Origin of the sequence: Paraflavitalea pollutisoli, from assembly GCF_029360705.1 — a bacterium.
Lineage (GTDB): Bacteria > Bacteroidota > Bacteroidia > Chitinophagales > Chitinophagaceae > Paraflavitalea > Paraflavitalea pollutisoli.
Genome location: NZ_JARKMX010000008.1, coordinates 1,759,717 through 1,782,633, shown reverse-complemented (window position 1 = coordinate 1,782,633; position 22,917 = coordinate 1,759,717). Strand labels below are relative to the sequence as shown.

Sequence of the window (22,917 nt, the reverse complement as noted above, 5' to 3'; positions counted from 1 at the left end):
GCCTAGGCATTGCACTGAAAGGGCCTTCCAGTGCAATACGCAGTATATACTGGTGGTTTCCACAGGCCTATAACAGCGCTATAATCATACAGTTAGCGCCCATTTACCATGCTTGGACGCAAATATTCAGTGCACTCGCCACGCCCCGAAAGCGCTACAAGCGCAAGTAAATGAATGATTTAAAGTGTTGTTGGGGGTCTATTTTTAGCCTATGTATGGTATAAAAATGTTATATCATGGGTTGAAAACCTGCTCTAATACTGTTGCAAAAGAAAGTGAAGAAGAAACGAAAAAGAAGTGCCGGGCAGGAACGCCTGCGCGAAAACATGGAAAAGTGAGCGTAGCTACTACCGCCAACAAGCTGATTCGCCAGGCTCTTCTGGAAAAGGGCCGAAGCCCTAGCTATACTGCCGGAGTGGAGCTGCTGGTAGTGCACGCTTGCTGAAGCTAACCTGAAGAATGCGGCCTGCGAACTGCTTTTCAAAAGCCGCCTGCTGTGCCAGCCCCACCTGGTAGACGATGCACTGCTCGATGCCTACCATACAGCAAGTAACCGACGCTACGAGATAATACTTCATAACAAAACATTTAATAGTAAAAAATAACAGCAAAAGCTGCCCGCAGCATTCAATGCGGCTATCGCGCAAGGCCAAATGGAAGCGGAATAAATAGGCGGATGGCGGCTGTTGCCCGACTTACTATTGCCTGTGCGGGTTCGACTGTTGATGGCTGGTATCTCCGCTTTATGCCGAACCATTTGGCGGCCGGTGTGCCGGCTGCCGCATTAATTTGCGGGAAAGGTTTTTGATGTTTTGGGTATGAAGTGGCGTGGTGGTTGGTGGTGCAGAAGCGTACTACGAGTAGGGGTAGGGGCGCTACGGCTGATTGATAGTAGGATTTAGGTGTGTGAACTAAAATAGGGTACGGATCAACGACCAACCACCTCGCAGGCTCTTTGCTGGCATACGGTAAGAAAGCCGTGCATCCACAAAAAATGCGGACAGTCCTCCGTCTTCAACCAGGGGCCCGGCCTGCAGAAGTGAATTGGTGTATTCCTCCGGAAAACCGTAACCAGTTCCCCGGTTACGGCTGCTACTAACCGAGTACTTTGCTATGATGAACCAGCCACATGGTGCTGATCAATTCTTTCAGGTTTTCGTAAAAGAAAATAAGATTGGCGCGTTCTTTCGCGTTGGAGTAAATGCTGTGATCTCGGGTAAGGGCCGCTACCAGCCATTCCCACAGGATCTTTTCGGCGTCGTCGGGATGGTAGTTGGTGAAGAATTCTTCCATTACCTCTTTAACGGGACGTGCATCGATTACGGGTACGGACGGCAGACCGCCCTTGCTGTTTGCGGGCATAGACCTGATTAATGGTGAATAAAGATGGATAGCGATACAGGTTGGAGGAAAAGATCGGATGCGGGTATATGTCTGCGTGGAGGCAGAGAACACATAGAGGCTGAACCTGTTCTTTCCTTTGTCCGCCGGCTCTGACAAAGCCTGCCCGTTGCCGGGCATTGGTCACAAAGGTCATAAGCAGGCCCAACCCTATATGCGCTATAAGATTGGGCACTTACTTACACTTGCGACCCTATTGAACTGTCAGATTCGCGGGCAAGACCTGTAAGCTGTGCCTGTAGGTTGGTCCAGTAAAGATAGGGGAATAATTGAAAGTCAACAGGGCTGTTTACTTATTTTTTTTCGGCTACCGGAACATTGTACCATGGCAGTGATATTAAGCAAAGAGGATCTTCAACTCAAACAGCAAATTACGGAACGACTAAAGCAGTTACGTGAGAGCACCGGGAAAAGCCAGGTGGACTTTGCTTATGACCTCGGCCTGGACAAACAGGCTGTGAACCGGATTGAGAAGGGGAATGGGGCTACGATCTACACCATTTCTAAATACTGCAAGTATTTCGAGATTACTCTGAAGGAGTTTTTTGATTCGGAGTTGTTTAAATAGACTTACTGTTTAAGTATTGCTGTGGTAGCTCATATTTACCTTATGGCTGATAAACTAAATAAAGAAGATATCAAGTTCAGGGATCAAATCGCTGCCCGCTTACGGGAGATTCGTGAAGCAGCTGACATGAACCAGACTGTCTTGTCGCATGAGCTTGGTGTCGATCCTCTGTCGGTGAGCCGGTACGAAACTGGTGGGGGAGCTTCTATCTACGTAGTTCGCAGTTACTGCAAAGTGTTTGGTGTTAGTGTAAAGAATTTTTTTTGATTTCCTATGTTTAATTAAAAAGAAAGCGTAAGCAGGAATATAATTTGTTTATAAGTAAAGTTACTTCAGGCCCGTAGGTCCTTAGGTAGCTCTATATTGTTGAAATCAGATTTATGCAAAAGTTGCAGACAATTAAAGACATTATTGATACGCATCTCATGCGTATAGTTAATATGGGGTTAAACAAACTGCCCGTAAATGTTGAAAGCCTTATGGTCGATCCAAATCAGGATAAGAACGACGAGTGGCAGTCCTGGTTACCCGTTGAAAGCACAGTTGTAGATGAGGAAGTCGTTGAGTTTGAGGGGAGGTTAGGGTATAAATTACCTTCAGCGTATGTGGCTTTTTTGAAACATAAACATTTCTATGAGCTCCATATTTCCTCAGCATCTTTTTGCGCACATCCATCTGATAGTTGGCGAGCAAGGCTAACTGAAATGGTGTTCGACGGCTATCCGAGGGAATTTCTTATTGATAAAGGTTATATACCTTTTGCCGATTGGAGTGACTGGGGTTTATTGTGTTTTGATGCCAACAAGCATGTATTAGACTTCAATTATCCAATTGTATTGTGGGATCATGAGCGTGCAAATGAAGTAGAGCCACACGCCCAGGATTTTTTTGATCTTATTTTTGCATTAGATAAGGCGGAAAAGGAAAGAGAGGTTGAGGATGATGAAAGTTGATTGATGGAGGATGCTTCAATTCCCTCCCACGAAATTGCAGGTAGCTTTACTTACTTAGACCCATCCCATCCCACTCCACCCATCCACCTGTCGACTTCGTCGCCCAATTGAAGAGACCGAAACGATAACCCATGAAATGGGGTAGGGTGTACTCCATCTGCAGGATGTTGCCGATGTGGGTCCAGGACTGGCCGTCGAGGCTGTAGGAGAATGTGCCTTTGTCGGTGCGGTCACGGAAGTCGCAGTCCGCTTTCAGGTACACCGTATTGGCGGTGAGGGGTACGCGTTCTACTTCTACCGGGGCAGTCTTATCGCCATTGATCATCACCAACCATTTCTTCCCGCCTTCCATCTTCACACCCACCCAGCCAAACTTCTTTTGCAACAGGGCCAAGCCAGCACAATCGCCTTCTTTCATGTTCGATACATCCATCAGGGTTGACGCGGCACTCGTAGGGCCAAACGTGCGCTGTGTCAGCATGTTCTTCACCAGCAGCAACGACGTATCTACCCGGCCCGTAGTGATCCGCAGCCAGCCCTTGCGAGCCGCCAGCGACCAGTTGGCATTGTCCGGATTGTGGTTCCACTGCCATACCAATGGTAACGCGCGGTCGTTCTTCTTACGGTTGAAATCATCCGACGCTACAATGCCCGGCATCAAGCCCTTGCTGGCGGGCAGTTTGGCCAACGTATCGGGCACCTTGCCATCCACCCCAATCACCGGCCAGCCATCCACCCACTGCACCGGCACCCAATAGGGGATACGACCCACCGCGCCATAATCGCGGAACAGGTAGGCATACCAATCGCCCTTCGGCGTACTGATCAATCCCCCCTGCGCCACGCCCTTGTCCTGGAAGCCAAGCCGCCCTTCATAAGGCCCCGTGATCTTATCGGCCCGGTGGATCGTGACCGTGCGCATGCCGCCCCGTGGCCAGCAAATATTGAACAGGTAATACTTTCCATTTTCTTTAAAGAGCTGGGAACCTTCCGCCTTCAACCCCATATTGGGCCCGCCGGGCTTGCTGGCGTCCTCTATGAGTACCTGCGGTGTAGTGCCTGCTTTAATTCCGGTGAGGTCTGCCTCCAATTCAGCGATCATCAACCTGCCCCCACCATAGATCATGTACACCTTTCCATCATCATCGAAGAACAATGAATGATCGTGCATCATCGGTTTGAAGGAGATCTTCTTCCACGGACCTTTTTCAATATTCTTGGTGGTGTAGATATAGGTTTTGCCCGTAGTGCCGGCAAACGTGGAGACATAAAACGTGCCCTTGTGGTAGCGGATGCTGCTGGCCCAGGAGCCACTGCCATAGGCAAACTTGCCATTATCCAGGTTGAGCGCATCGACACTATCGAGCACATCGTAACAATAACTCACGATCTGCCAGTTGACCAAATCCTTTGACTTCATGATCGGCACCCCCGGACTCATGTGCATCGTTGTACTGCTCATGTAATACGTATCGCCCACGCGGATCATCGACAGGTCGGGCACATCCGCATAGATAATAGGATTGGTGGCTTGTGCGGGGGTAGTCAGCGGCTGTACAATAAGCAGGGTAGTGACCAACGCCAGGTTGGTCAGGATAGTCTTGATCATATAGCAAGTTGGCAGTAGTGGAAAACTACAGAATAATTAAGTGTGTAATTGACAATCAAATGTAGCGATCCGCCCGGATACGGCCAAGCTGGGCGGCAGGAAATTCTGGCCGGGGCGTCTCAATTACGAACGGGCAGGGTAGGGACGGCCTGGTCTCAAGGGACCACCATGTACCCGGCTAACTGTGTATGGTGCTACCCGCTCTTTTTGCTAACTTGCTTTTAGCGTGTATCTTAGCGCCGTGCGCATCCTTTTTTCTTTGCTGTTGACACTGCTGACTGCCGCCGGGACGTTTTTTCCCTGCTGCATGCACGACGATTGTGCCGACGAGGTAGCGGTATCCGTCACCAACCACGAAGAGGAGAAAAAAGATGAGGCCTGCTCTCCCTTTTTTGCCTGCGGCACCTGCCCGGCAGCCGTAGAAGTGGCCAAAGCCCCCTTGATCGATGTACCGGAAACTACCGTGCAACCCGTGCATGGGGCTGTATACCTGGTTCGTCTTGCTACTTTTACGGCCGATTGGTTTCAGCCACCCCGCCTGGGTTAGCACTATCCGTTCTTAACCCATTTACTCCATTTAATCATCGATCATGCGATTCCTTTTGACAGGGATACTACTGTGCTGCCTGTATGGGGCAGCTTCGGCTCAACATTCATTCAAAGCAATTATTCGCGGCGGGGACGACAAAGCCCCGCTGGCCGGCGCTACGGTGGTATGGCAAGGCCCCAACAAATCGGCCCTGGCCGACTCCACCGGCCTGGTGATCATCGCCGGCATACCCGATGGTAAACAAACCTTCGTCATTTCATTTGTAGGATTCGAACCCCAGACGCTGTCTTATATATTCCCCCTCACTACGCAAGCGCCTATAGAGATCTTGCTGGAAGGCGGCTCAGCAGCCGAAGAGGAAGAAGAGGAAGTGGTGGTCACCGCTACCCGTACCAGCCGCACCATCGCCAATACACCCACCCGTACGGAAGTGATCTCCGGCGAAGAGCTGGATGAGAAAGGCAATATGAAACCCGGTGATATCCGGATGTTGCTCAACGAAAGTACCGGCATTCAAACCCAGCAAACCTCCGCCACTTCTTTCAACGCGGGTATACGTATCCAGGGGCTGGATGGCCGCTACACACAATTGCTGCGCGATGGCTATCCGTTGTATGCGGGCTTCTCGGGCGGGCTGTCCATTTTGCAGATCGCCCCGCTCGACCTGCAGCAGGTGGAAGTGATCAAAGGATCGGCCTCTACCCTGTATGGTGGCGGCGCCATCGCGGGCCTCGTGAACCTTGTGTCCAAAAAGCCCAAAGAAGAACGCGAACTGAGCTTTATGGCGAATGCCACCTCCGCCAAAGGACTTGACCTGAGCGGCTTTTACAGCGAACGTTATGGCAAGGCAGGGCTGACTGTCTTCGCCTCCCGCAACAGCAATGCCCCTTTTGATCCGGCTGATATCGGGTTGACCGCCATCCCGAAATTTGAACGCTATACCGTCAACCCGCGCTTGTTCCTGTATGGTAAAAAGCTGACGGCCGATGTGGGCGTGACCTATATCACGGAAGACCGCACCGGGGGTAACGTAAACTATATCAAACACGGCGGCAGCGGCTTTTATGAACGCAACAATACCGACCGGGTAACGACGCAATTGGGTGTAGCCTACCAGGCGGGAGATCATTCGACGCTGCAATTCAAAAACAGCTACAGTCATTTTAAACGCGCCATCGAGATCCCCGGTTATGCGTTCGACGCCCTGCAGCAGTCCTCGTTCTCGGAGCTGACCTGGAACCGCAAAGGGGAACAATCGGACTGGGTAGCCGGCGCCAACTTCCTGACGGACGATCTGCAGGAAGAAAAACGATCCAACGATCCGGTGCGCGATTATCATTATAACACGTTCGGCGTGTTTGTGCAGAACGCCTGGGAAGTATCTGACAAGGTCGTACTGGAGACGGGCTTACGGGGTGACTATACGAAGGCGTATGGTTTTGAGCTGTTGCCCCGTGTATCGGCCATGTGGCGGATCTCGCCTGCCGTTACCACGCGCCTGGGCGGTGGCTTTGGGTACAAGACGCCCACCATCTTTACGGAAGAGGCGGAGCGGCGCCAGTTTCAACGCATCCTCCCCATCAACGAGAACCGTGAGCGCAACGAACGCTCCGTGGGTGGCAACTGGGATATCAACTACCGCACGCGTATCGGCGAGGTAGGGGTACAATTTAATCACCTGTTCTTTTATACCCGGCTGAACAGGCCGCTGGTATTGATCACGGCCCCTTCCGGTATCGCAGCTTTCCAGAACAGCGAAGGGTATATCGATACCAAGGGCATGGAAACGAATCTGCGGCTTAGCTATGGGGATTTCAAACTGTTCCTGGGTTATACCTACACCGATGCCAACACGCATTTCCTGGATACCAAAGCCTGGCTACCACTGACGGCCCGTCACCGGCTCAACAATGTGCTGATGTATGAGGTGGAGGAGAAATGGAAGCTGGGGCTGGAGGCGTATTATTACAGTCCGCAGCAACTGAACGATGGTACCAGAGGGAAGTCGTACTGGATCACCGGCTTCATGGCGGAGAAGTTGTGGGAGCATTTCTCCCTGTTTGTGAACTTTGAGAATTTCACGAATACCCGGCAAACCCGTTTCGATACGATCTATACCGGCCCGATCGATAACCCGGTTTTCCGCGATATCTACGCGCCGGTAGAAGGTTTTGTGGTGAATGGAGGCTTGAAGGTTCGGTTGTGATTGATATTTATCAAGTGTATTCAAGGGCGGCAATGGGCCGCCCTTTTTGCTGACGGGTGTGTTACGCCTTTGTAAATCCGGGCAGGGCGGGGCCCGACGAATGGTGTTTTCTTCGTATATTTTGTGCCCAAGTCAACTGCCATGAGCAAGTTTCTCCTATTCACCGTGTTGTTACTGGCCTGTCAAAAGGAGCCGGATGCCAGTATCCTGGAAGTGCCGGTCACCGTTACTCCCGAAGGATTTGCGGCGACGCCGCAGGTGATCGCCCTAAAGAATGGAATGATCGTGGAAGCTTCGGGTATGGCCGATAGTAAGCGGCATGCCGGTTATTTGTGGGTGCAGGAAGACAGCGGCAACCCACCGGCCATTTACCTGCTCAAACACGATGGTACGATTGCCGATACGGTGCTGCTGGAAGGGGCGGTGAACCGTGACTGGGAAGATATGGTACTGGCCGGCGATCAGCTGTACATCGGCGATATCGGCGACAACAATGCCGAAGCGACCAGCTGCCGCTTTTACCGCTTTGCCGAGCCGGCCCGTGGCGTGAAGAAGACCAGTTCCTTTGATGTGATCGAATTCAGGTATCCCGATGGGGCACATGATGCAGAGGCTTTCCTAGTGGATCCCGGCACCAAAGACATCTATGTATTTACGAAACGCGATGCGGCCAGCAAGGTATTCAAGCTGCCCTATCCGCAAAGCACCACGTCGATGAATGTGGCCGTGCCGGTTCGGGACCTCGATTATACGGGGGTGGTGAGTGCGGCTTTGTCACCGGACGGTAAGGAATTTATTCTGAAGACGTATACCCGTCTATACTATTACACGAAGAGGGCAAGCGACGCCATTCCTTCCGTATTGGGCAACAAGCCGGTTACATTGGCCTATCTGCCGGAAATGCAAGGGGAGGCGGTGGCTTTCCGGGCAGACAACAAAGGTTTTTACACCCTGAGCGAGCGCGCCTTCAATGTGGACCCCTCCCTGCGTTACTATCAGCGCCAATAAGGGTTTGGGCAGTTTGCCCGAAAAATAAAATTGCTGCTAACAATAATTAGTCTTACCTTTTAGATATCGTTTGAGCTAGCATCAGTATCGTTAGTAATTTGCTCTGCCCCTGCATTTTATTCGTTTACTTCTTGCATTACTCAGATATCATTTTAAAAAATAGCAGATGAAAATCTATGTCTCTAATTTGTCTTTCAACTTCCGCGACGAAGACCTTGAAAATTTATTTACGCCATTTGGTAATGTAGTTTCGGCAAGCATCGTAAACGACCGTGAAACCGGCAGATCACGTGGCTTTGGTTTTGTTGAGATGGATGATGACAATGCAGCCAAAGAAGCTATCGAGAAGCTGAATCAAACCAGTGTAGAGGGCAGACCCCTGAACGTAACCGAAGCAAGGCCTAAGCCCGGCGGTGGTGGCGGTGGTGGTTTCCGTGGCGGTGGCGGCGGTGGTGGCTATCGCGGCGGTGGCGGCGGTGGTGGATACCGTGGTGGCGGCGGCGGAGGCGGCGGCTACAACAAAGGAAACAAATGGTAATCCGACAATATTATCTGAAGGGTCCGCTTATGGCGGACCTTTTCTTTTTTAACGAGTTGCCCCATAGTCAACATACAATTAGCGCGAGCAAAAGATTGTAGGTAGAATGCCGGCAAGGACCGTTGATCAGGCTTCTTCGATCTGGATGTAGTGATTCATGAATTGCAGGTTGTGTAATTCATACATCGCTATCATGCCTGCCTCCTGCTCCATCTCGATCATGGCGGTTCCATTGCAACGTCCATCGTCTCCATTCCCGACGAGCCTGGCAGAGCTCAGCAATCCAAAGGGGAAAAAAAGCCTGGTCAGGTGTGTGACGGTAGTCAACCTGTTCAAGTTGCTAATAAGCATACGCATGTTGTACGATTTACTGATGACTAAATTGACCTGGTATAGTGTAGAGGACTAATAGAGGTGGGATTGTACACAATAGAAAGCCGTTTGTGTAAGGTAGTCTATTTAGACAGCGGCGCCTAATTTATTGTAAACGATTTTCAACCCTATTTTTGCAACATGAAACTATAGTAGATCAGTGCATTGGACAGCAGGTCTTTGTGGATCCGGGAACCTTTGGTGCCGGCGAACTGACTGAAGGCCGGGCGCATCCAGCGTGCGATGTGCTGGTTGATCCGCTGTTGCTTGTTCGTGTCTTCTTCCTCGATGGCGTTGCTTACATTGCGGGTGATGTTCTCTTCCGATAGCAGCTGCAGGCCGCTGGCATCCAGTTGCTCCTTGAGCAGGATCATTCCTTCGGGACCGCGCAGGTCTGTACACAGAAATACACCGCCAGGCTTCAATACTCTTTTTACTTCTGCCAGGAACCGGGGTACCGATCCGTAGGCATGGCAACTCTCCACGTTCAATACAACATCGAAACTTTCCGGGGGAAAGGGCAGTTTTTCTGCATTGCCCTGCAAGAAATGCAGGTTGGCTTCCTGGTGGTGGTGCCTGGCCAGGTTAACTGCGTGACTGGCGATATCGATACCCGTTATTTTCGAGGGTTGCAGGTAACGGCTGATATAACTGGCGCCGCCACCGCGACCGCTGCCTACTTCCAGTACGTGTTTGCCTTTGATGGAGGTCTTTTGTGCGAGGTAGTGGTATAGCTGTATGGGATAGCGGTTGATCTCGTCGTGCGGAAGTAAGTCGATGGATGCCTGGGTTGACGCCGGTGCATAACCGTAATTCATGAAATGCCAATCGCTGATCCTGAAGTGTTTCGCCAGTCCTTCATATACCGGTTTCCAGATAAGCCTTCTGAAAGCAGGATACTCTGTGAGTGCCAGGAATGCTTTTGCAATCATAGTTTGTCTTTCGTTGAAGTTACTTTATTATCTCCAAGCGGCAGAGACCGTTTGCAGGCAGAAAATAATTGTGGATTTGTCGATTATTAAGCTTAGCTTTGGTCAATTCATTTGAGCCTCGCATCAGTATTTGACTTCAATCTGCTACTACCATTGCATTTTTGCTTCTACTACTTGCCTTACTCAGATATCATTTTATAAAAGATTTATATGAACCTTTATGTTTCTAACCTGTCATTCAATGTACAGGATGAACAATTGAAAGAATTGTTTGCTCAATTTGGCGCGGTAACTTCTGCGAAGATCATCACGGACCGTGAAACTGGTCGCAGCCGTGGTTTTGGCTTTGTAGAAATGGAAGACGGCATTGCATCCCGTGAAGCCATACAACAGCTTGACCAGTCGTCGCTGGATGGCCGTACCATCAAGGTATCGGAAGCCAACGCCAAGCCGACCAAGTCTTTTAACAAAAGTCCTTTTAAAACGGAAGGTTATTCCGGTAATAAGTGGTAAACGACTTACGCGAGTCCGCCGAAAGGCGGACTTTTTTTTTGTTCTGTTTTGTTGGGGAGAATTGCTATGAAGTATTTAAAAGAGCATCTTGTTCATGCCTATAACTGGTCGGGACCAGGTGCCATATCATTTGCCGGGGCGCCGAGCCGGCGCCGGTTTGATCCGGATAATGGTGAACAGCTATTGTTTATCATTAATTGCTTTTATGAATCGATCGGCCTGACTGCGCCGGAGATTGGTCAACAGTTGGAAAGACTGATCAATACCCAACTTCCTTTGGAGGTTATGAGCGAAGTGACGGTTTTCAATTGGTTGAAGCGGGCGTATATGTACCAGGCCGCAGACCAGTAAGCGGTTATTACAGGACCGGTGCCCAGCGCTTTGGTCAATCCCTTATTTTTGTGGGGTAACACCGGGCGCCCTTCATGAATACAACGGCTCTCTTTCAATATTTTGTTGTTGCTGGCTTGATCAATACCAGCTTGTTTGCTTTCTTGCTGCTGACCAAAAAGAAGCATACGATCGTATCGGTATTGCTGATCGTATTGATGTTATTGCTCTCTTTTCAGGCATTGTTGAATGCTTTTGACACACGCTCTTTCTTCCTGCGTTTTCCGCACCTGAGTAAGATCTCGTGGTTGCTGCCTACCTTGTTTGGTCCGCTCATTTATCTCTTCACCTATCATATTACTTCCCGCAGCCAGCACTTTCACCGGCGGGCACTGTTGCATTTCATTCCTTTCGTCGCCTACTTCGTGTTGCTGCTGCCCTGGTATGTACAGTCGGCCGACGACAAGCGAGCGACGCTGAATGATTTTGACGCGGCCAGTGTGGCCGATTTTGGCTGGATGAACCAGTTCACCATTCCGTGGACGCTGGCTTACCTCTTGTTTTCGTTGCGACAACTGCGCCTGTACCGGGAATCGCTGACGGATACGCATTCGGAGATCAGCCTGTACCAATTCCAGTGGTTGCGGCAGTTCATTTATATCATCCTCGCTATCCTGGGTATTACCATCTTCGGGTTTTATGGCCGCAAATGGGATATTCCTTTCCTCACCAATTTCTACCACTACAATTATGCGATCATCGTGCTGGTCTTGTATTGGGTGGCTTATAAGAGCATTACGCAGCCAGCCCTGTTCAACCTGGAAGGGCGGGGGAGGGCTATCGGGAGCAACCCGGTGAAGCAGGAGTTGGTGGCTGAGCGGGCGGCGATTGCCGGGGCGGTCGATAGTGGGCAGCATGCAGTGGCTGACCGGAAGGGGGTTACTGATGCGGGCAGTGTGCAAGTGACTGACTTATCTATGCCGCTGGTGCAGGAAGTAGCGACCAGGGCGGATGACATGGCGCATACAACTACCGAAGTTGCGCCTGGGATGGATGAACCGGTTGAAGGAAAGAAATATGCCAAGTCGGGCCTCGACGCCGCAACGACGGAGCAGTTGCTGACGCGGCTGCTGGATTATATGGAGCGGGAGCGGCCTTACCTGCAACCTGAACTGACGATCTATACTTTGGCAGAGGCGCTGAACACCAACCGGCACCATCTGTCGCAGGTGATCAATGAACGGTTGCATGTCAGTTTTTTCGATTTTATCAATCGCTACCGCGTGAAGGCGGTGCAGGCCAAGATGGCCGATCCGGGTACCCGGTCGATGAGCATCCTGGGTATAGCCTATGATTGCGGGTTCAATTCCAAGGCTACTTTCAATACTTCCTTCAAGAAATATACGGGTATGACGCCGTCGGCATACCTCCAATCGCTCGGTCAATAGGTACTAGCCTGTCGGCTGAGGCGGTGTGGGGGCCGTGCCGGGATAGTTTTGCTGAAAAATTAATCTATGAACTATTGGGGTTTTGTATGGGCAGGCGTGCTGCTGACGATGCAGGCAGCCGGGCAAGCAAATGCTGGTCGGGAAACGATGACCACCGGGCAAGCGGACCAATCCGATTCGACCAGGCGTTTTACGCCGACGGAACTAAAGAGGGACCTGGCCATTTTTAAAACTGCCTTGCGGGAAGCTCATCCCGGTTTGTATGCTTTTCACGATAGCGTTTACTGGGCGAAGCGATTTGCTGCAGTAGAACAGCAAATGGAAAAGCCCATGAGCGAGCTGGCCTTTTACCGGCTGCTGAACCCCGTGGCGGTAGATATCCGCTGCGGTCATGTGAAATGGTTTCGCGATGGCAAGCCAGACGATCTGTATGCCTTTTATCAAACCGGTCTCTTTCCGTTGCGGCTGCATTTTCAGCAAGGTAAGGCGGTGCATTATTTCAGTTATGGTACCTCCGTGGTGCCGGTAGGGGCAGAGATCGTCAGCATCAACGGCAAGTCCATGGCCGAGGTGACGAGACAACTGCTGCCGCAGGTATTCGTAGACGGGACGGTGGAAAGTGCCCGCTGGCAGTTCCTGGGAGAATCATTTGCCGGATACTATGCAAGTTTTATCGGGCCCGCAAAAGCATTTACGGTGGGGTACCGGGTGAAGGGTGGAGCGGTGAAGACGGTTAGGCTGGCGTCTGTTGGGGTGGATGAAATAAGGCAATCCTCCCGCAAGACTGCGGGAGCGGGACAACGAGGCGATGAACACCGAGTGGATACCTTGGGGGTGACGTTTCCGAAACCAGGAGTAGCCCTGCTGCGCATACCGGTGTTTATGCCGCAGGAAGGCGCGCAGCCTTGGGAGGCTTTTCTGCAAAATGCTTTCCGTCGCATCCAGGCGACGGGTACGCATCACCTGGTCCTCGACCTACGCAACAATGAGGGGGGGATGGACCGCTGGGGCGCTCAATTGTATGCCTGGTTGACGGACAAACCCTTTCGCTACTATGACCACCTGACGGTGGCTTCGGATGGCAACCTTAGTTTCCGTGAATACGCCTGGCTGCCCGAGCAATTTGACCAGTTAAAAGCGTTTATCGTTCGGCAAGGCAATGAATACCTGTTCACGATGAACCCCAGCCTGGGCGAGCAGGCTCCTCAACCAGGCGCCTACACCGGCCAACTGTACGTATTGATCAATGGGCGTAGTTTTTCGGTGACCAGTGAGTTCAGTGCTATTGTTCGTGACCGGCAGCGCGGCGTCTTCATCGGTGAAGAGACCGGCGGGACTTTGACAGCGGATAACAGTGGCGCTTTTGCCAATGTGCGCCTGCCCCATAGTAAGTTGACGCTGGCGGTGCCGCTGGTACGGTATCATATGTCTTTACAGGGAAAGTATAATACAAGCCATGGTATTGTGCCTGAGCACCTGGTGGTGCCCCGCGTGGAGGATTTAGTGGCCGGTCGTGATGTGGTGTTGGAAAAAGCCTTTCAGCTGATAGCGCTTAAACCGTAACGCATGCGTACGCATCACCGCAGGCGGCTGCTCTGGATACTCATTCTGGTACTGATGGCCGAAGTGGTCTTATTCCTGGTCTTGTTTGGATGATCTTTGTTGAGCGCCGTACTCCCCTGGGGTACGGCGCTTTTTATTGTGCGGCTATCTTCCTGGCATTGGTTTTATGCGTTGGCTGGTATGGATGATAAAAAATTACTGACCAACGAACACCTGGCCAATGAGCGCACCCTGCTGGCGTGGATACGCACCGGCGTGGGCATCATGGCTTTTGGTTTCGTAGTGGTGAAATTCTCCTTATTCATGCAGCAACTGGCGATGGTGATGGGTAAGCCTTATGCGGTTCGCTCGCAGGGATTCTCGGGTCCTGTCGGCATTTTGCTGGTGATACTCGGTACCCTCGCCCTGGTCGTGGGCATGATCCGGTACCAGCGTACCAACCGCGAGTTATCGACCGGTCAATTTCACCAGCGCTCCACCTGGTTGTATGTTTTTGCCGCAGGAATGTTTGTATGTAGCCTTCTCCTCATTCTTTATCTTATTGACACATTGTAGTCGCTTCTCATTAGCAATCAATGATTTAATGCCGCTGTTGCAATTGGTGCAAGACATTATTACCCTCCTTTTGGTGATCTGTGCCATGTGTGCACATATGGCAATCGTAGTTTTAGTGCGTTGTATTTTCTGTTAGTGCCGTATGACCTGCCAACTAACGCTTTGTAAAAATTGCTTATTCAAAACGCTTAAATGATTGCTTATGACATGCTCTCCCCAGCCCGGTCTTGCCCCTTCTTGCAGGCCGTTTTCGAACAACTTATGTATGGTACGCGCAGCTGATCTCCCGTAACGGGTAAGCTGCATTTAATTTAACCCGGCAATCCCGAGGGGATTGTGTATGGGTTCGATGGTCACTCGCTGGCCGTCGTGGTAGTTTATTGTCTCTCCATTTCAAACGTCAATTCAACATTTAAACATGAGCTTTTCGCAAAAGACCTTCCGGTTTTGGCTGTCGACAGCGATCGTGCTTTCGATGGTGCTGGTCTATTCACCCCTGCGGGCGCAGGAGGCGCGGTTGGTGCAAGGGGTGGTACTGGATGAAAAGAAGTTACCCATTCCAGGCACTACCGTATCGGTAAAAACAACCGGTATCAGCACCAGTACGACCGCCGATGGGCGGTTCTCCATCCGGGTGCCGGCTGGTAAAAATATCCTGCTGTTTACGTTTGTGGGCAAGATCTCGCAGGAAGTAGCCATCGGCAACCAGACCAATGTGTCGATCGCTTTAAAAGATAGTGTCATTGGTCTCGAAGATGTCGTGGTGGTCGGTTATGGCCGCCAGAAGAAGGAAAGTGTGGTAGCAGCCGTATCACAAACCACAGGCGCCGTACTGGAAAGGGCCGGTGGTGTTTCCAATATCGGGGCCGCCCTGACGGGTAATGTGCCCGGCCTGATCACGGCGCAAAGTACCGGTTTGCCGGGTGAAGAAGACCCGCAGATCATCATTCGTGGCCGTAGCACCTGGAACAATGCCAGTCCGCTGGTACTGGTGGATGGTGTAGAACGCCCGATGACGAGCGTCGATATCGGCTCCGTAGAATCAGTGACTGTACTGAAAGATGCCTCCGCTACAGCCGTATTCGGTTCGCGGGGTGCCAACGGTGTTATTCTGATTACCACCAAACGGGGTAAAACGGGCAAGGCCTCTATCCGCGGTACCATCAACTCTGTCGTGAAGGTGCCCTCCAAGTTACCGGGTAAGGCTGATTCTTATGATGCCTTGCGTACGATGAACGATGCGATCGAATATGAGCTCGCGTTGAAACCCGACTCCTGGAACAACTATACGCCGATGGAGATCATCGACAAGTACCGTAACCCGGCAAACCTCGTGGAAGCAGAACGTTATCCAAACGTGGATTGGGCGAAGGCGTTATTTAAAGATTATGCGCTGTCGCAAAATGCCAACCTGAATATCAGCGGGGGAACCCGTTTTGTAAAATATTTTACCAGTGCCGATTTCCTGCATGAGGGCGACCTGTTTCGTGTGCTGGACAATAACCGCGGCTACAGCCCCGGTTTTGGTTTCAACCGCGCCAACGTGCGGACGAACCTCGATTTCAACCTGACACCTACCACCGTCTTCAAGGCCAACCTGAGCGGTTCGTATGGTGTACGTAAGAGCCCCTGGGGTTTTTCGGGCAACCAATATGGCCCCTGGATCGATGCGTATACGACGGCGCCGGATGTGTTCCTGCCCAAGTATGCCGATGGCAGCTGGGGCTATTTTGCGCCGAACGAAGGCCGTGCTGAAAACTCTGCCCGCAGTGTATCGGTGGGTGGTATTCAGTACCAGACCACAACGCGGATCACTACGGACTTCGCGCTGGAGCAAAACCTGGACATGATCTTACAGGGCCTTCGCTTCAACGGTACCGTTTCGATGGACAATACTTTCATCGAGAGTGACCGTGGTGTGAATGACCTGTACAATGGCGTACAACGCAAATGGATAGATCCCGAGACCGGTATTCCTACTTATAAGGAAACCATGGACCCGGCCACGGGCTTCGATTTCCAGGAAGGTTCCAAATGGTCGCCTGCAGCAGGCGCCATATCCGGCAACCAGCGTCGCCTCTTCTATCAATTGCAATTGAACTACGCCAGGACCTTTGCCCGCAAACATGCGGTGACGGCGATGGGCCTGCTGAACCGGAACATTACCGCCACCAACAGTGCGATCCCTTCGTACCGCGAAGATTGGGTATTCCGTACTACCTATACCTATGACGGTAAGTATACCTTAGAATACAACGGTGCTTACAATGGATCGGAGAAGTTTGCGCCGGCCTATCGTTTTGCCTTCTTCTCTTCGGGTGGTTTGAACTGGATCGTAACCCGGGAGAAGTTCATGAAGGACGTAAAATTCCTGGACCTGCTGAAACTGCGGGCTTCTTATGGCCAGACTGGTTTCGATGACGTCGGCAACCGCTTCCTGTATCTCACCGAGTGGGCTTATGGCGGACAGTCGAGACTGGGTATGACGGGTGAGCAGGCCGAGTTCAGTCCGTACAACTGGTACCGGGAAACTGCCGTGGGCAACCCGAATGTACAATGGGAGCAGGCCGAGAAATACAATGTGGGTGTCGACTTTGAACTGTTCAGGGGCCTCATCCGCGGTAAGGCCGATTTCTTCCAGGACAACCGCAGCAAGATCCTGATGGGCACCCGTACATCGGTACCTTCTTATTATGGAGCCAATCCACCGGTAGCCAACCTGGGCAGGGCCCAGTCGAAGGGCTATGAGCTAGAGTTACATGTCAATCACCAGACTTCCCATAACCTGCGTTTGTGGGCCGACCTCAACATGACGCATACGCAGAATAAAGTGATCAATGGCGACAATCCTGAATTGCTGCCGGCTTATCAAAAAACCGATGGCTACCAGATCGGTCAAACGAATTCTTATGTAAGCCGTGGGTACTACAATACCTGGGATGAATTGTATGGCAGCACGATCCATGATGCTAATGACAACCAGAAATTGCCCGGCAACTATTATATCGTGGATTACAATGGCGACGGTATCATCGATACCCGCGACAATATTCCCTATGGCCACAGCAGCTGGCCGCAGAATACCTACAACGCCACGCTGGGCCTTGACTGGAAGGGCCTGACTTTCTTTGTGCAGTTCTACGCGGTGAACAACGTTACCCGCCAGGTGGTGTTCAACAGCCTGGGTTCACAAAACCACGTGGTGTACGATGAAGGCAGCTACTGGTCGAAAGACAATTTTGGCGCCGACGTACCCATGCCGCGCTGGTTGTCTACACCGGCCGGCTATTACCGGGGTACGCAGTACATGTTTGATGGTTCGTACGTGCGGTTGAAGAATGCTGAAGTGGCGTACACGTTCAACAGTGGGCTGGTGAAGCGCCTGGGACTGGCTTCCCTGCGGGTTTACCTCAATGGTAACAACCTGGTGGCCTGGAGCAAAATGCCCGACGACCGCGAGTCGAACTTCGCCGGTACGGGTTGGGCTTCTCAGGGTGCTTACCCTACGGTGAAACGTTATAATCTTGGTGCTAACATTACTTTCTAAACATGCCAATCATGAAAAAATATATCAAGCCTTTGCTGTTGCTGTGTGTGTTGGGTACGGTGTGTGGCCTGGGTGGCTGCAAACGCTTCCTCGACCGGGAGCCGCAATCGATCGTGTCGGCAGAGAATGCTTTTAAGAACTTTACGAATTTTCAAGGTTTTACAGAAGAACTATACCACTGTATCCCTGATTTTACCAATGCCTACTGGACCAACTGCTGGAACTGGGGCGAAGACGAGATCCAGGGTACGGTGCGGGATTTCCATTTTGTCGTGAAGATCGACAATGGTGATTTCTGGGGCTGGCAGGCGCAGTATGACGGCTGGCAGGCCGGCTGGATGGACCGCAACACCACCAGTACCAACGACAACCGCTTCAACAAATCGTTGTGGAAACTGGGTTGGTATGGCATCCGCAAATGCAATATGGGCCTGGAGAATATGGAGAAACTGACCGATGCCACACAGGAGGAGAAAGACCTGATCAAAGGCCAGTTGCTGTTTTTCCGTGGCTGGTTCCACTTCATGTTCATTCAATATTTCGGTGGCTTACCTTATATCGATAAAGTATTGCCCGGTGATGAGAAGCTGACCCTGCCGCGCCTCAAATACAGCGAGTGTGCCGACAAGGCTGGTGCTGATTTTGCCGAAGCGGCGAGGTTATTGCCCACCAACTGGGACAACACGACGGCTGGTAAACGTACACTCGGCAAAAACCAGCTGCGGATCAACAAGATCATGGCGCTGGGCTACCTGGGTAAGAACTATCTGTGGGCCGGTAGTCCGCTGATGAACTATGTATCGACCGGCAACAAAACCTATAATGTAGAGTACTGCAAGAAAGCGGCAACCGCCCTGGGTGAATTGCTGCAATTGTGTGAAGTAGGCGAGGCGCCTTACAAGCTGCAGGAGTTTGCCAAATACTACAACAACTTTTATACGACCGGCCAGAATTTTGCGATGCCGGGTGGTACCGAGGCGATCTTCCGCGGGCCTTATTATGCGGCGCACCAATCGACGTATAATACGGCTGCGCAGTATGGACCTACGGGAATCCTGGTAGACGAGTCGATCACCTTTGCACCTACCGCGAATTATGTAGATTACTATGGTATGGCCAATGGCTTGCCCATCAAAGATATTACCAAGGCCGATGCCGAGTCGGGGTATGATCCGCAATATCCCTGGCGCAACCGCGATCCCCGTTTCTACAACGACTTCGTGTACGACGGTGTTAAATGTATTCAGGGTACTGCGCCTGTTGAATCCAACCGTTATGCGAACCTGTTTACGGGTGGTACTTACCGGGATGTAAGTACGGGCAGTCGTACCGGCTACCTGTTGTACAAATTCATTCCCATCACTTCCAATAAACATGACCAGGGTTACTCGTATGACAAGGGCCTGAACATTCACGTGCCTTATATGCGCCTGGCCGATGCCTACCTGATGTATGCCGAAGCGGCTGCGCAGGGCTATGGCAGCCCTGCCGGGAAGTCGACCAATTATGGTAAGACGGCTTTAGAAGCCATCAATGTATTGCGCGACCGCGCGGGTGCGGGGCATGTGGCGGCCCAGTTTACCGGATCGCTGGAATCCTTTATGCCGGAAGTGCGCCGGGAGCGTGCGGTAGAGCTTTCGTTCGAAGGTCACCGCTTCAATGATCTGCGTCGCTGGATGTTGTTTATCGATGCGCCGTATACGCTGAAGAAGTCGGTTGAGTTTGACCGGGCTCCGGGTTTCAATCCGGCCGATCCGAAGAACAACCGCGTACTGAACCTGCGTGAGGTAACGATCCTGGAAAGGAAATTCACGGAAAAGCATTACTGGCTCCCGTTGAAAAATGCCGACGCCAACCTGTACATAGAGTTTAAGCAAAACCCAGGGTGGTAGGGAGAAAGGCATCGAGGCAATCCCGACATTCGTCGGGACATAGAGGCAGCGAGAGAGACAAAAGGTTCCTAATTAATCTTAACTAACTAATTCATGAAACAGATAAAAATACTGATCCTGGCAAGTACGCTGGCGGCGATGGGGCCGGCAGCGACCGCACAGGACAGCAGTGAAACTGCGACACCCGTCGTTGCCGACAACCGGGTACAGGTAGCGTTTCGCCGTGTGGAGAAAAAAGATGTGCTCGGTGGCGTGTTGGTGGTCGATGTAGCCAGTCAGCTGAAGAAAAACTATATGACCTATAGCCTGGAAAACATGGATGCCTGGGCTGGTGGCTTTAATGGCAACAGTATGTGGGGCATGGGTAGCTACCTGCTGGTGATCGATGGGGTGCCCCGTGAGGCGACCAACGTGTTGCCTACGGAGATCGACAAGATCACCTTCATGAAGGGTGTCAATGCCGTAGCGCTTTATGGCAGTAGGGCTGCCAAAGGGGTGGTGTACATTACGACCAAACGTGGTTTGCCCGGCGCCCAGAAGATCGATATCCGGGTGAATGCCGGTTTGCATGTTCCCAAAGATTATCCCGAATACCTGGGATCGGCCGAATACATGACCTTGTACAATGAAGCCAGGCGCAATGATGGATTGGCGGACCTGTACACGCCCGAGACGATCTACAATTATGCATCGGGCAAAAACGTATTCCGCTACCCCAATGTGGATTATTATTCGGATCAGTACCTGCAGAAAGCGTATGGGCGGTATGATGCGACGGCCGAGATCTCCGGTGGCAACGACAGAGCGCGGTACTACACCAATGTGGGATACAATACCGCCGGTTCGCTGCTCAATTTTGGCGAAGCTATCCGCAATGACCGTAGCGACCGTCTGAACCTGCGTGGTAATGTGGACATCACTCTCAACGACTATATAACCTGCAATGTGGACGCGACCGCTATTTTTTATACCGGCAAGGGCGTGAATACCAATTACTGGCAAAGCGCATCTACCCTTCGTCCGCACCGCTTTACGCCGCTCATTCCGCTCGATATGATCGAACCGGAAGATGAGGCTTCCCAGGTGTATGTGAAGAACAGCAACCATATCATCGATGGCCGTTACCTGCTGGGGGGCACGCAGCTCGATCAAACCAATCCTTTTGCCGCGATCTATGCGGGTGGCAACAACAAGTATACCAGCCGTCAGTTCCAGTTCAATACCGGCGTCAATGCTGATTTGCGCAATGTGTTGAAGGGGCTGACCTTCCGGGGGGCGTTTGCGGTGGATTACAACGCATCGTATAACCTGGCTTTCAATAATTCCTATACGGTATATGCGCCTACCTGGAATACGTATTCGGGCGTGGACCTGGTCAGCAACCTGGCACCCTTCGGGCAGGATGCTTCTACCGGTGTCCAAAACGTGAGCAACAACTGGTACCGCCAAACGATCTGGGCTACGGGCCAGTTCAATTATGTGAACAGCATCAAAGGCATACACAACCTGTCGGCGGTGTTGCTGGTGAATGGCTGGCAGCAGAAAGAATCGGCGGTATACCACGCCACGAGCAATGCCAATATCGGATTGCAGCTCGGCTATAACTTCAAGCAAACTTATTACCTCGACTTCAGCGGTGCCGTGGTGCACAGTGCGCGCCTGCCGGAGGGCAATCGTTCGGCGATCTCTCCAACCGTTTCTTTGGGATGGCGCCTGAGCAACGAAAAATTCCTGCGTGGCAGCCAGGTGGTGGACGATCTGCGCCTCACGGCTTCAGCAGGCATCCTGCATACCGATCTCGATATCAGCAACTACTATTTGTACCAGGGTGTTTACACGGTATTGGGCAGCTGGTATGGCTGGAAGGATGGCAGTGGTATCCAGGCCACCGAATCGAGAAGGGGTAACAATACCGATATGACCTTCCCCAAGCGCGAAGAGGTGAGCCTCGGCGTAGAAGGTTCTTTCTTTAAGGGCCTGTTGCAAGTGGATGCCAATGTATTTGCCAACCGGATCACGGGTAACCTGATCCAGGCGGGTGTATTGTTCCCTTCTTATTTCACGACGGGCTGGCCTGTTTCTTCTTTCATTCCCTACGTGAATTACAACAATGACCAGCGCGTTGGTTTCGACTTCAATGTACGCGCCCATAAAAAACTGGGTGAAGTGGATTGGACACTCGGACTGGCCGGCACCTATTACAATACGAAAGCCACACAACGGGCCGAAGTATTTGAAGACGCTTACCAATACCGCGCCGATAAACCACTCGATGGTATCTGGGGTTTGCAAAACCTGGGCTTCTTCAAAGATGCAGCAGATATCACCAGTTCGCCCTCGCAGACCTTTGGAGCTGTGAAGCCCGGCGATATCAAATACAAGGACCAGAACGGAGATGGCGTGATCGACTCCCGCGATGAGGTATACCTGGGTCGTGGCGGTTGGAGCGGGGCTCCCCTGACACTGGGGCTGAACCTGAGCGCGAAATGGAAAAACCTTTCCGTACTGGCAGTGGCCGTTGGCCGTTTTGGCGCGTATGCGATGAAGAACAGCTCTTATTTCTGGGTAGATGGCGAGGATAAATATTCCGTCGTAGTACGTGACCGCTGGACACCGCAAACGGCGGCAACCGCGAAGTATCCGCGCCTTACGACCTTCAACAGCGATAACAATTTCCGTGCTTCCGATTTCTGGTTGTACAGCAATAACCGGGTTGACCTGGCGAAAGTGCAGGTATCGTATAAGCTGACTGACGTATTGAAAGGACAGGACTTCATCAAGGACCTGGGTGTATACATCAGTGGCTTCAACCTGTTGACCCTTTCCGGCGAGCGGGAGGTGTTGGAAATGAATGTAGGCAGTGCGCCACAAACCAGATTGTTTAACCTGGGCGTGACCGCATCTTTTTAAACCGTGGCCTGCCGGCCAATCA

The 22,917-nt window shown here is 51.7% G+C and carries 20 protein-coding genes; 15 read left to right on the top strand and 5 right to left on the bottom strand.

Translation table 11 applies throughout. The features are described from left to right. Positions 1-398: 398 nt before the first annotated feature. Positions 399-578, bottom strand: coding sequence for a hypothetical protein (locus P2W70_RS20805; RefSeq protein WP_276483448.1), 180 nt, complete (start codon positions 576-578; stop codon positions 399-401). 517 nt (positions 579-1,095) lie between these two features. After that, entirely contained in the window at positions 1,096-1,362 is a 267-nt protein-coding gene (locus tag P2W70_RS20800) for a hypothetical protein (RefSeq protein WP_276483447.1), read from the bottom strand. 364 nt (positions 1,363-1,726) lie between these two features. Here P2W70_RS20800 and P2W70_RS20795 point away from each other — a divergent pair, with 364 nt between their 5' ends. The 3 genes from P2W70_RS20795 (at position 1,727) to P2W70_RS20785 (ending at position 2,922) form a co-directional block, all read left to right on the top strand. Further along, positions 1,727-1,969 (top strand): helix-turn-helix domain-containing protein, encoded by a 243-nt coding sequence (locus tag P2W70_RS20795; protein WP_276483446.1) that lies wholly within the window; start codon positions 1,727-1,729, stop codon positions 1,967-1,969. Between the two features lie 42 nt (positions 1,970-2,011). Continuing rightward, the gene (locus P2W70_RS20790) at positions 2,012-2,236 is read left to right on the top strand and encodes a helix-turn-helix domain-containing protein (protein WP_276483445.1); all 225 of its coding nucleotides are present in this window, start codon (positions 2,012-2,014) and stop codon (positions 2,234-2,236) included. 113 nt (positions 2,237-2,349) lie between these two features. Beyond that, positions 2,350-2,922, top strand: coding sequence for an SMI1/KNR4 family protein (locus P2W70_RS20785; protein WP_276483444.1), 573 nt, complete (start codon positions 2,350-2,352; stop codon positions 2,920-2,922). Positions 2,923-2,968: 46 nt separating this feature from the next. On the opposite strand, the gene P2W70_RS20780 is transcribed toward P2W70_RS20785, so the two are convergent. After that, entirely contained in the window at positions 2,969-4,531 is a 1,563-nt protein-coding gene (locus P2W70_RS20780) for a glycoside hydrolase family 43 protein (protein ID WP_276483443.1), read from the bottom strand. A 241-nt stretch (positions 4,532-4,772) separates the two neighbouring features. Here P2W70_RS20780 and P2W70_RS20775 point away from each other — a divergent pair, with 241 nt between their 5' ends. The 4 genes from P2W70_RS20775 (at position 4,773) to P2W70_RS20760 (ending at position 8,833) form a co-directional block, all read left to right on the top strand. After that, entirely contained in the window at positions 4,773-5,078 is a 306-nt protein-coding gene (locus tag P2W70_RS20775; RefSeq protein WP_276483442.1) for a hypothetical protein, read from the top strand. Between the two features lie 43 nt (positions 5,079-5,121). Beyond that, on the top strand, positions 5,122-7,287 hold the full coding sequence (locus P2W70_RS20770; RefSeq protein ID WP_276483441.1) for a TonB-dependent receptor: 2,166 nt from the start codon (positions 5,122-5,124) through the stop codon (positions 7,285-7,287). 141 nt (positions 7,288-7,428) lie between these two features. Continuing rightward, complete coding sequence (locus tag P2W70_RS20765) at positions 7,429-8,295, top strand: hypothetical protein (RefSeq protein ID WP_276483440.1); 867 nt, start codon at positions 7,429-7,431, stop codon at positions 8,293-8,295. 166 nt (positions 8,296-8,461) lie between these two features. Continuing rightward, entirely contained in the window at positions 8,462-8,833 is a 372-nt protein-coding gene (locus P2W70_RS20760; protein WP_276483439.1) for an RNA recognition motif domain-containing protein, read from the top strand. Between the two features lie 126 nt (positions 8,834-8,959). Here P2W70_RS20760 and P2W70_RS20755 read toward each other — a convergent pair whose 3' ends face one another. Both P2W70_RS20755 and P2W70_RS20750 read right to left on the bottom strand, forming a co-directional pair. After that, positions 8,960-9,190 carry an RNA recognition motif domain-containing protein gene (locus tag P2W70_RS20755; protein WP_276483438.1) on the bottom strand — a complete coding sequence of 77 codons (231 nt, stop codon included), beginning with the start codon at positions 9,188-9,190 and terminating at the stop codon, positions 8,960-8,962. 143 nt (positions 9,191-9,333) lie between these two features. Then, positions 9,334-10,137 carry a class I SAM-dependent methyltransferase gene (locus P2W70_RS20750; protein WP_276483437.1) on the bottom strand — a complete coding sequence of 268 codons (804 nt, stop codon included), beginning with the start codon at positions 10,135-10,137 and terminating at the stop codon, positions 9,334-9,336. 210 nt (positions 10,138-10,347) lie between these two features. On the opposite strand from P2W70_RS20750, the gene P2W70_RS20745 reads away from it, so the two are divergent. The 8 genes from P2W70_RS20745 to P2W70_RS20710 all read left to right on the top strand — a co-directional run bounded on the left by P2W70_RS20745 (position 10,348) and on the right by P2W70_RS20710 (position 22,895). Further along, positions 10,348-10,650 carry an RNA recognition motif domain-containing protein gene (locus P2W70_RS20745; RefSeq protein WP_276483436.1) on the top strand — a complete coding sequence of 101 codons (303 nt, stop codon included), beginning with the start codon at positions 10,348-10,350 and terminating at the stop codon, positions 10,648-10,650. Positions 10,651-10,716: 66 nt separating this feature from the next. After that, entirely contained in the window at positions 10,717-11,001 is a 285-nt protein-coding gene (locus P2W70_RS20740) for a hypothetical protein (protein WP_276483435.1), read from the top strand. 74 nt (positions 11,002-11,075) lie between these two features. Continuing rightward, on the top strand, positions 11,076-12,428 hold the full coding sequence (locus P2W70_RS20735) for a helix-turn-helix domain-containing protein (protein ID WP_276483434.1): 1,353 nt from the start codon (positions 11,076-11,078) through the stop codon (positions 12,426-12,428). 66 nt (positions 12,429-12,494) lie between these two features. Then, on the top strand, positions 12,495-13,991 hold the full coding sequence (locus P2W70_RS20730) for a S41 family peptidase (protein WP_276483433.1): 1,497 nt from the start codon (positions 12,495-12,497) through the stop codon (positions 13,989-13,991). 180 nt (positions 13,992-14,171) lie between these two features. Continuing rightward, positions 14,172-14,546 carry a YidH family protein gene (locus tag P2W70_RS20725; RefSeq protein WP_276483432.1) on the top strand — a complete coding sequence of 125 codons (375 nt, stop codon included), beginning with the start codon at positions 14,172-14,174 and terminating at the stop codon, positions 14,544-14,546. A 418-nt stretch (positions 14,547-14,964) separates the two neighbouring features. Beyond that, the gene (locus P2W70_RS20720) at positions 14,965-18,093 is read left to right on the top strand and encodes a SusC/RagA family TonB-linked outer membrane protein (RefSeq protein WP_276483431.1); all 3,129 of its coding nucleotides are present in this window, start codon (positions 14,965-14,967) and stop codon (positions 18,091-18,093) included. 11 nt (positions 18,094-18,104) lie between these two features. After that, positions 18,105-19,985, top strand: coding sequence for a RagB/SusD family nutrient uptake outer membrane protein (locus P2W70_RS20715; protein ID WP_276483430.1), 1,881 nt, complete (start codon positions 18,105-18,107; stop codon positions 19,983-19,985). A gap of 93 nt (positions 19,986-20,078) precedes the next feature. After that, the gene (locus tag P2W70_RS20710; protein WP_276483429.1) at positions 20,079-22,895 is read left to right on the top strand and encodes a SusC/RagA family TonB-linked outer membrane protein; all 2,817 of its coding nucleotides are present in this window, start codon (positions 20,079-20,081) and stop codon (positions 22,893-22,895) included. Positions 22,896-22,917: the final 22 nt, after the last annotated feature.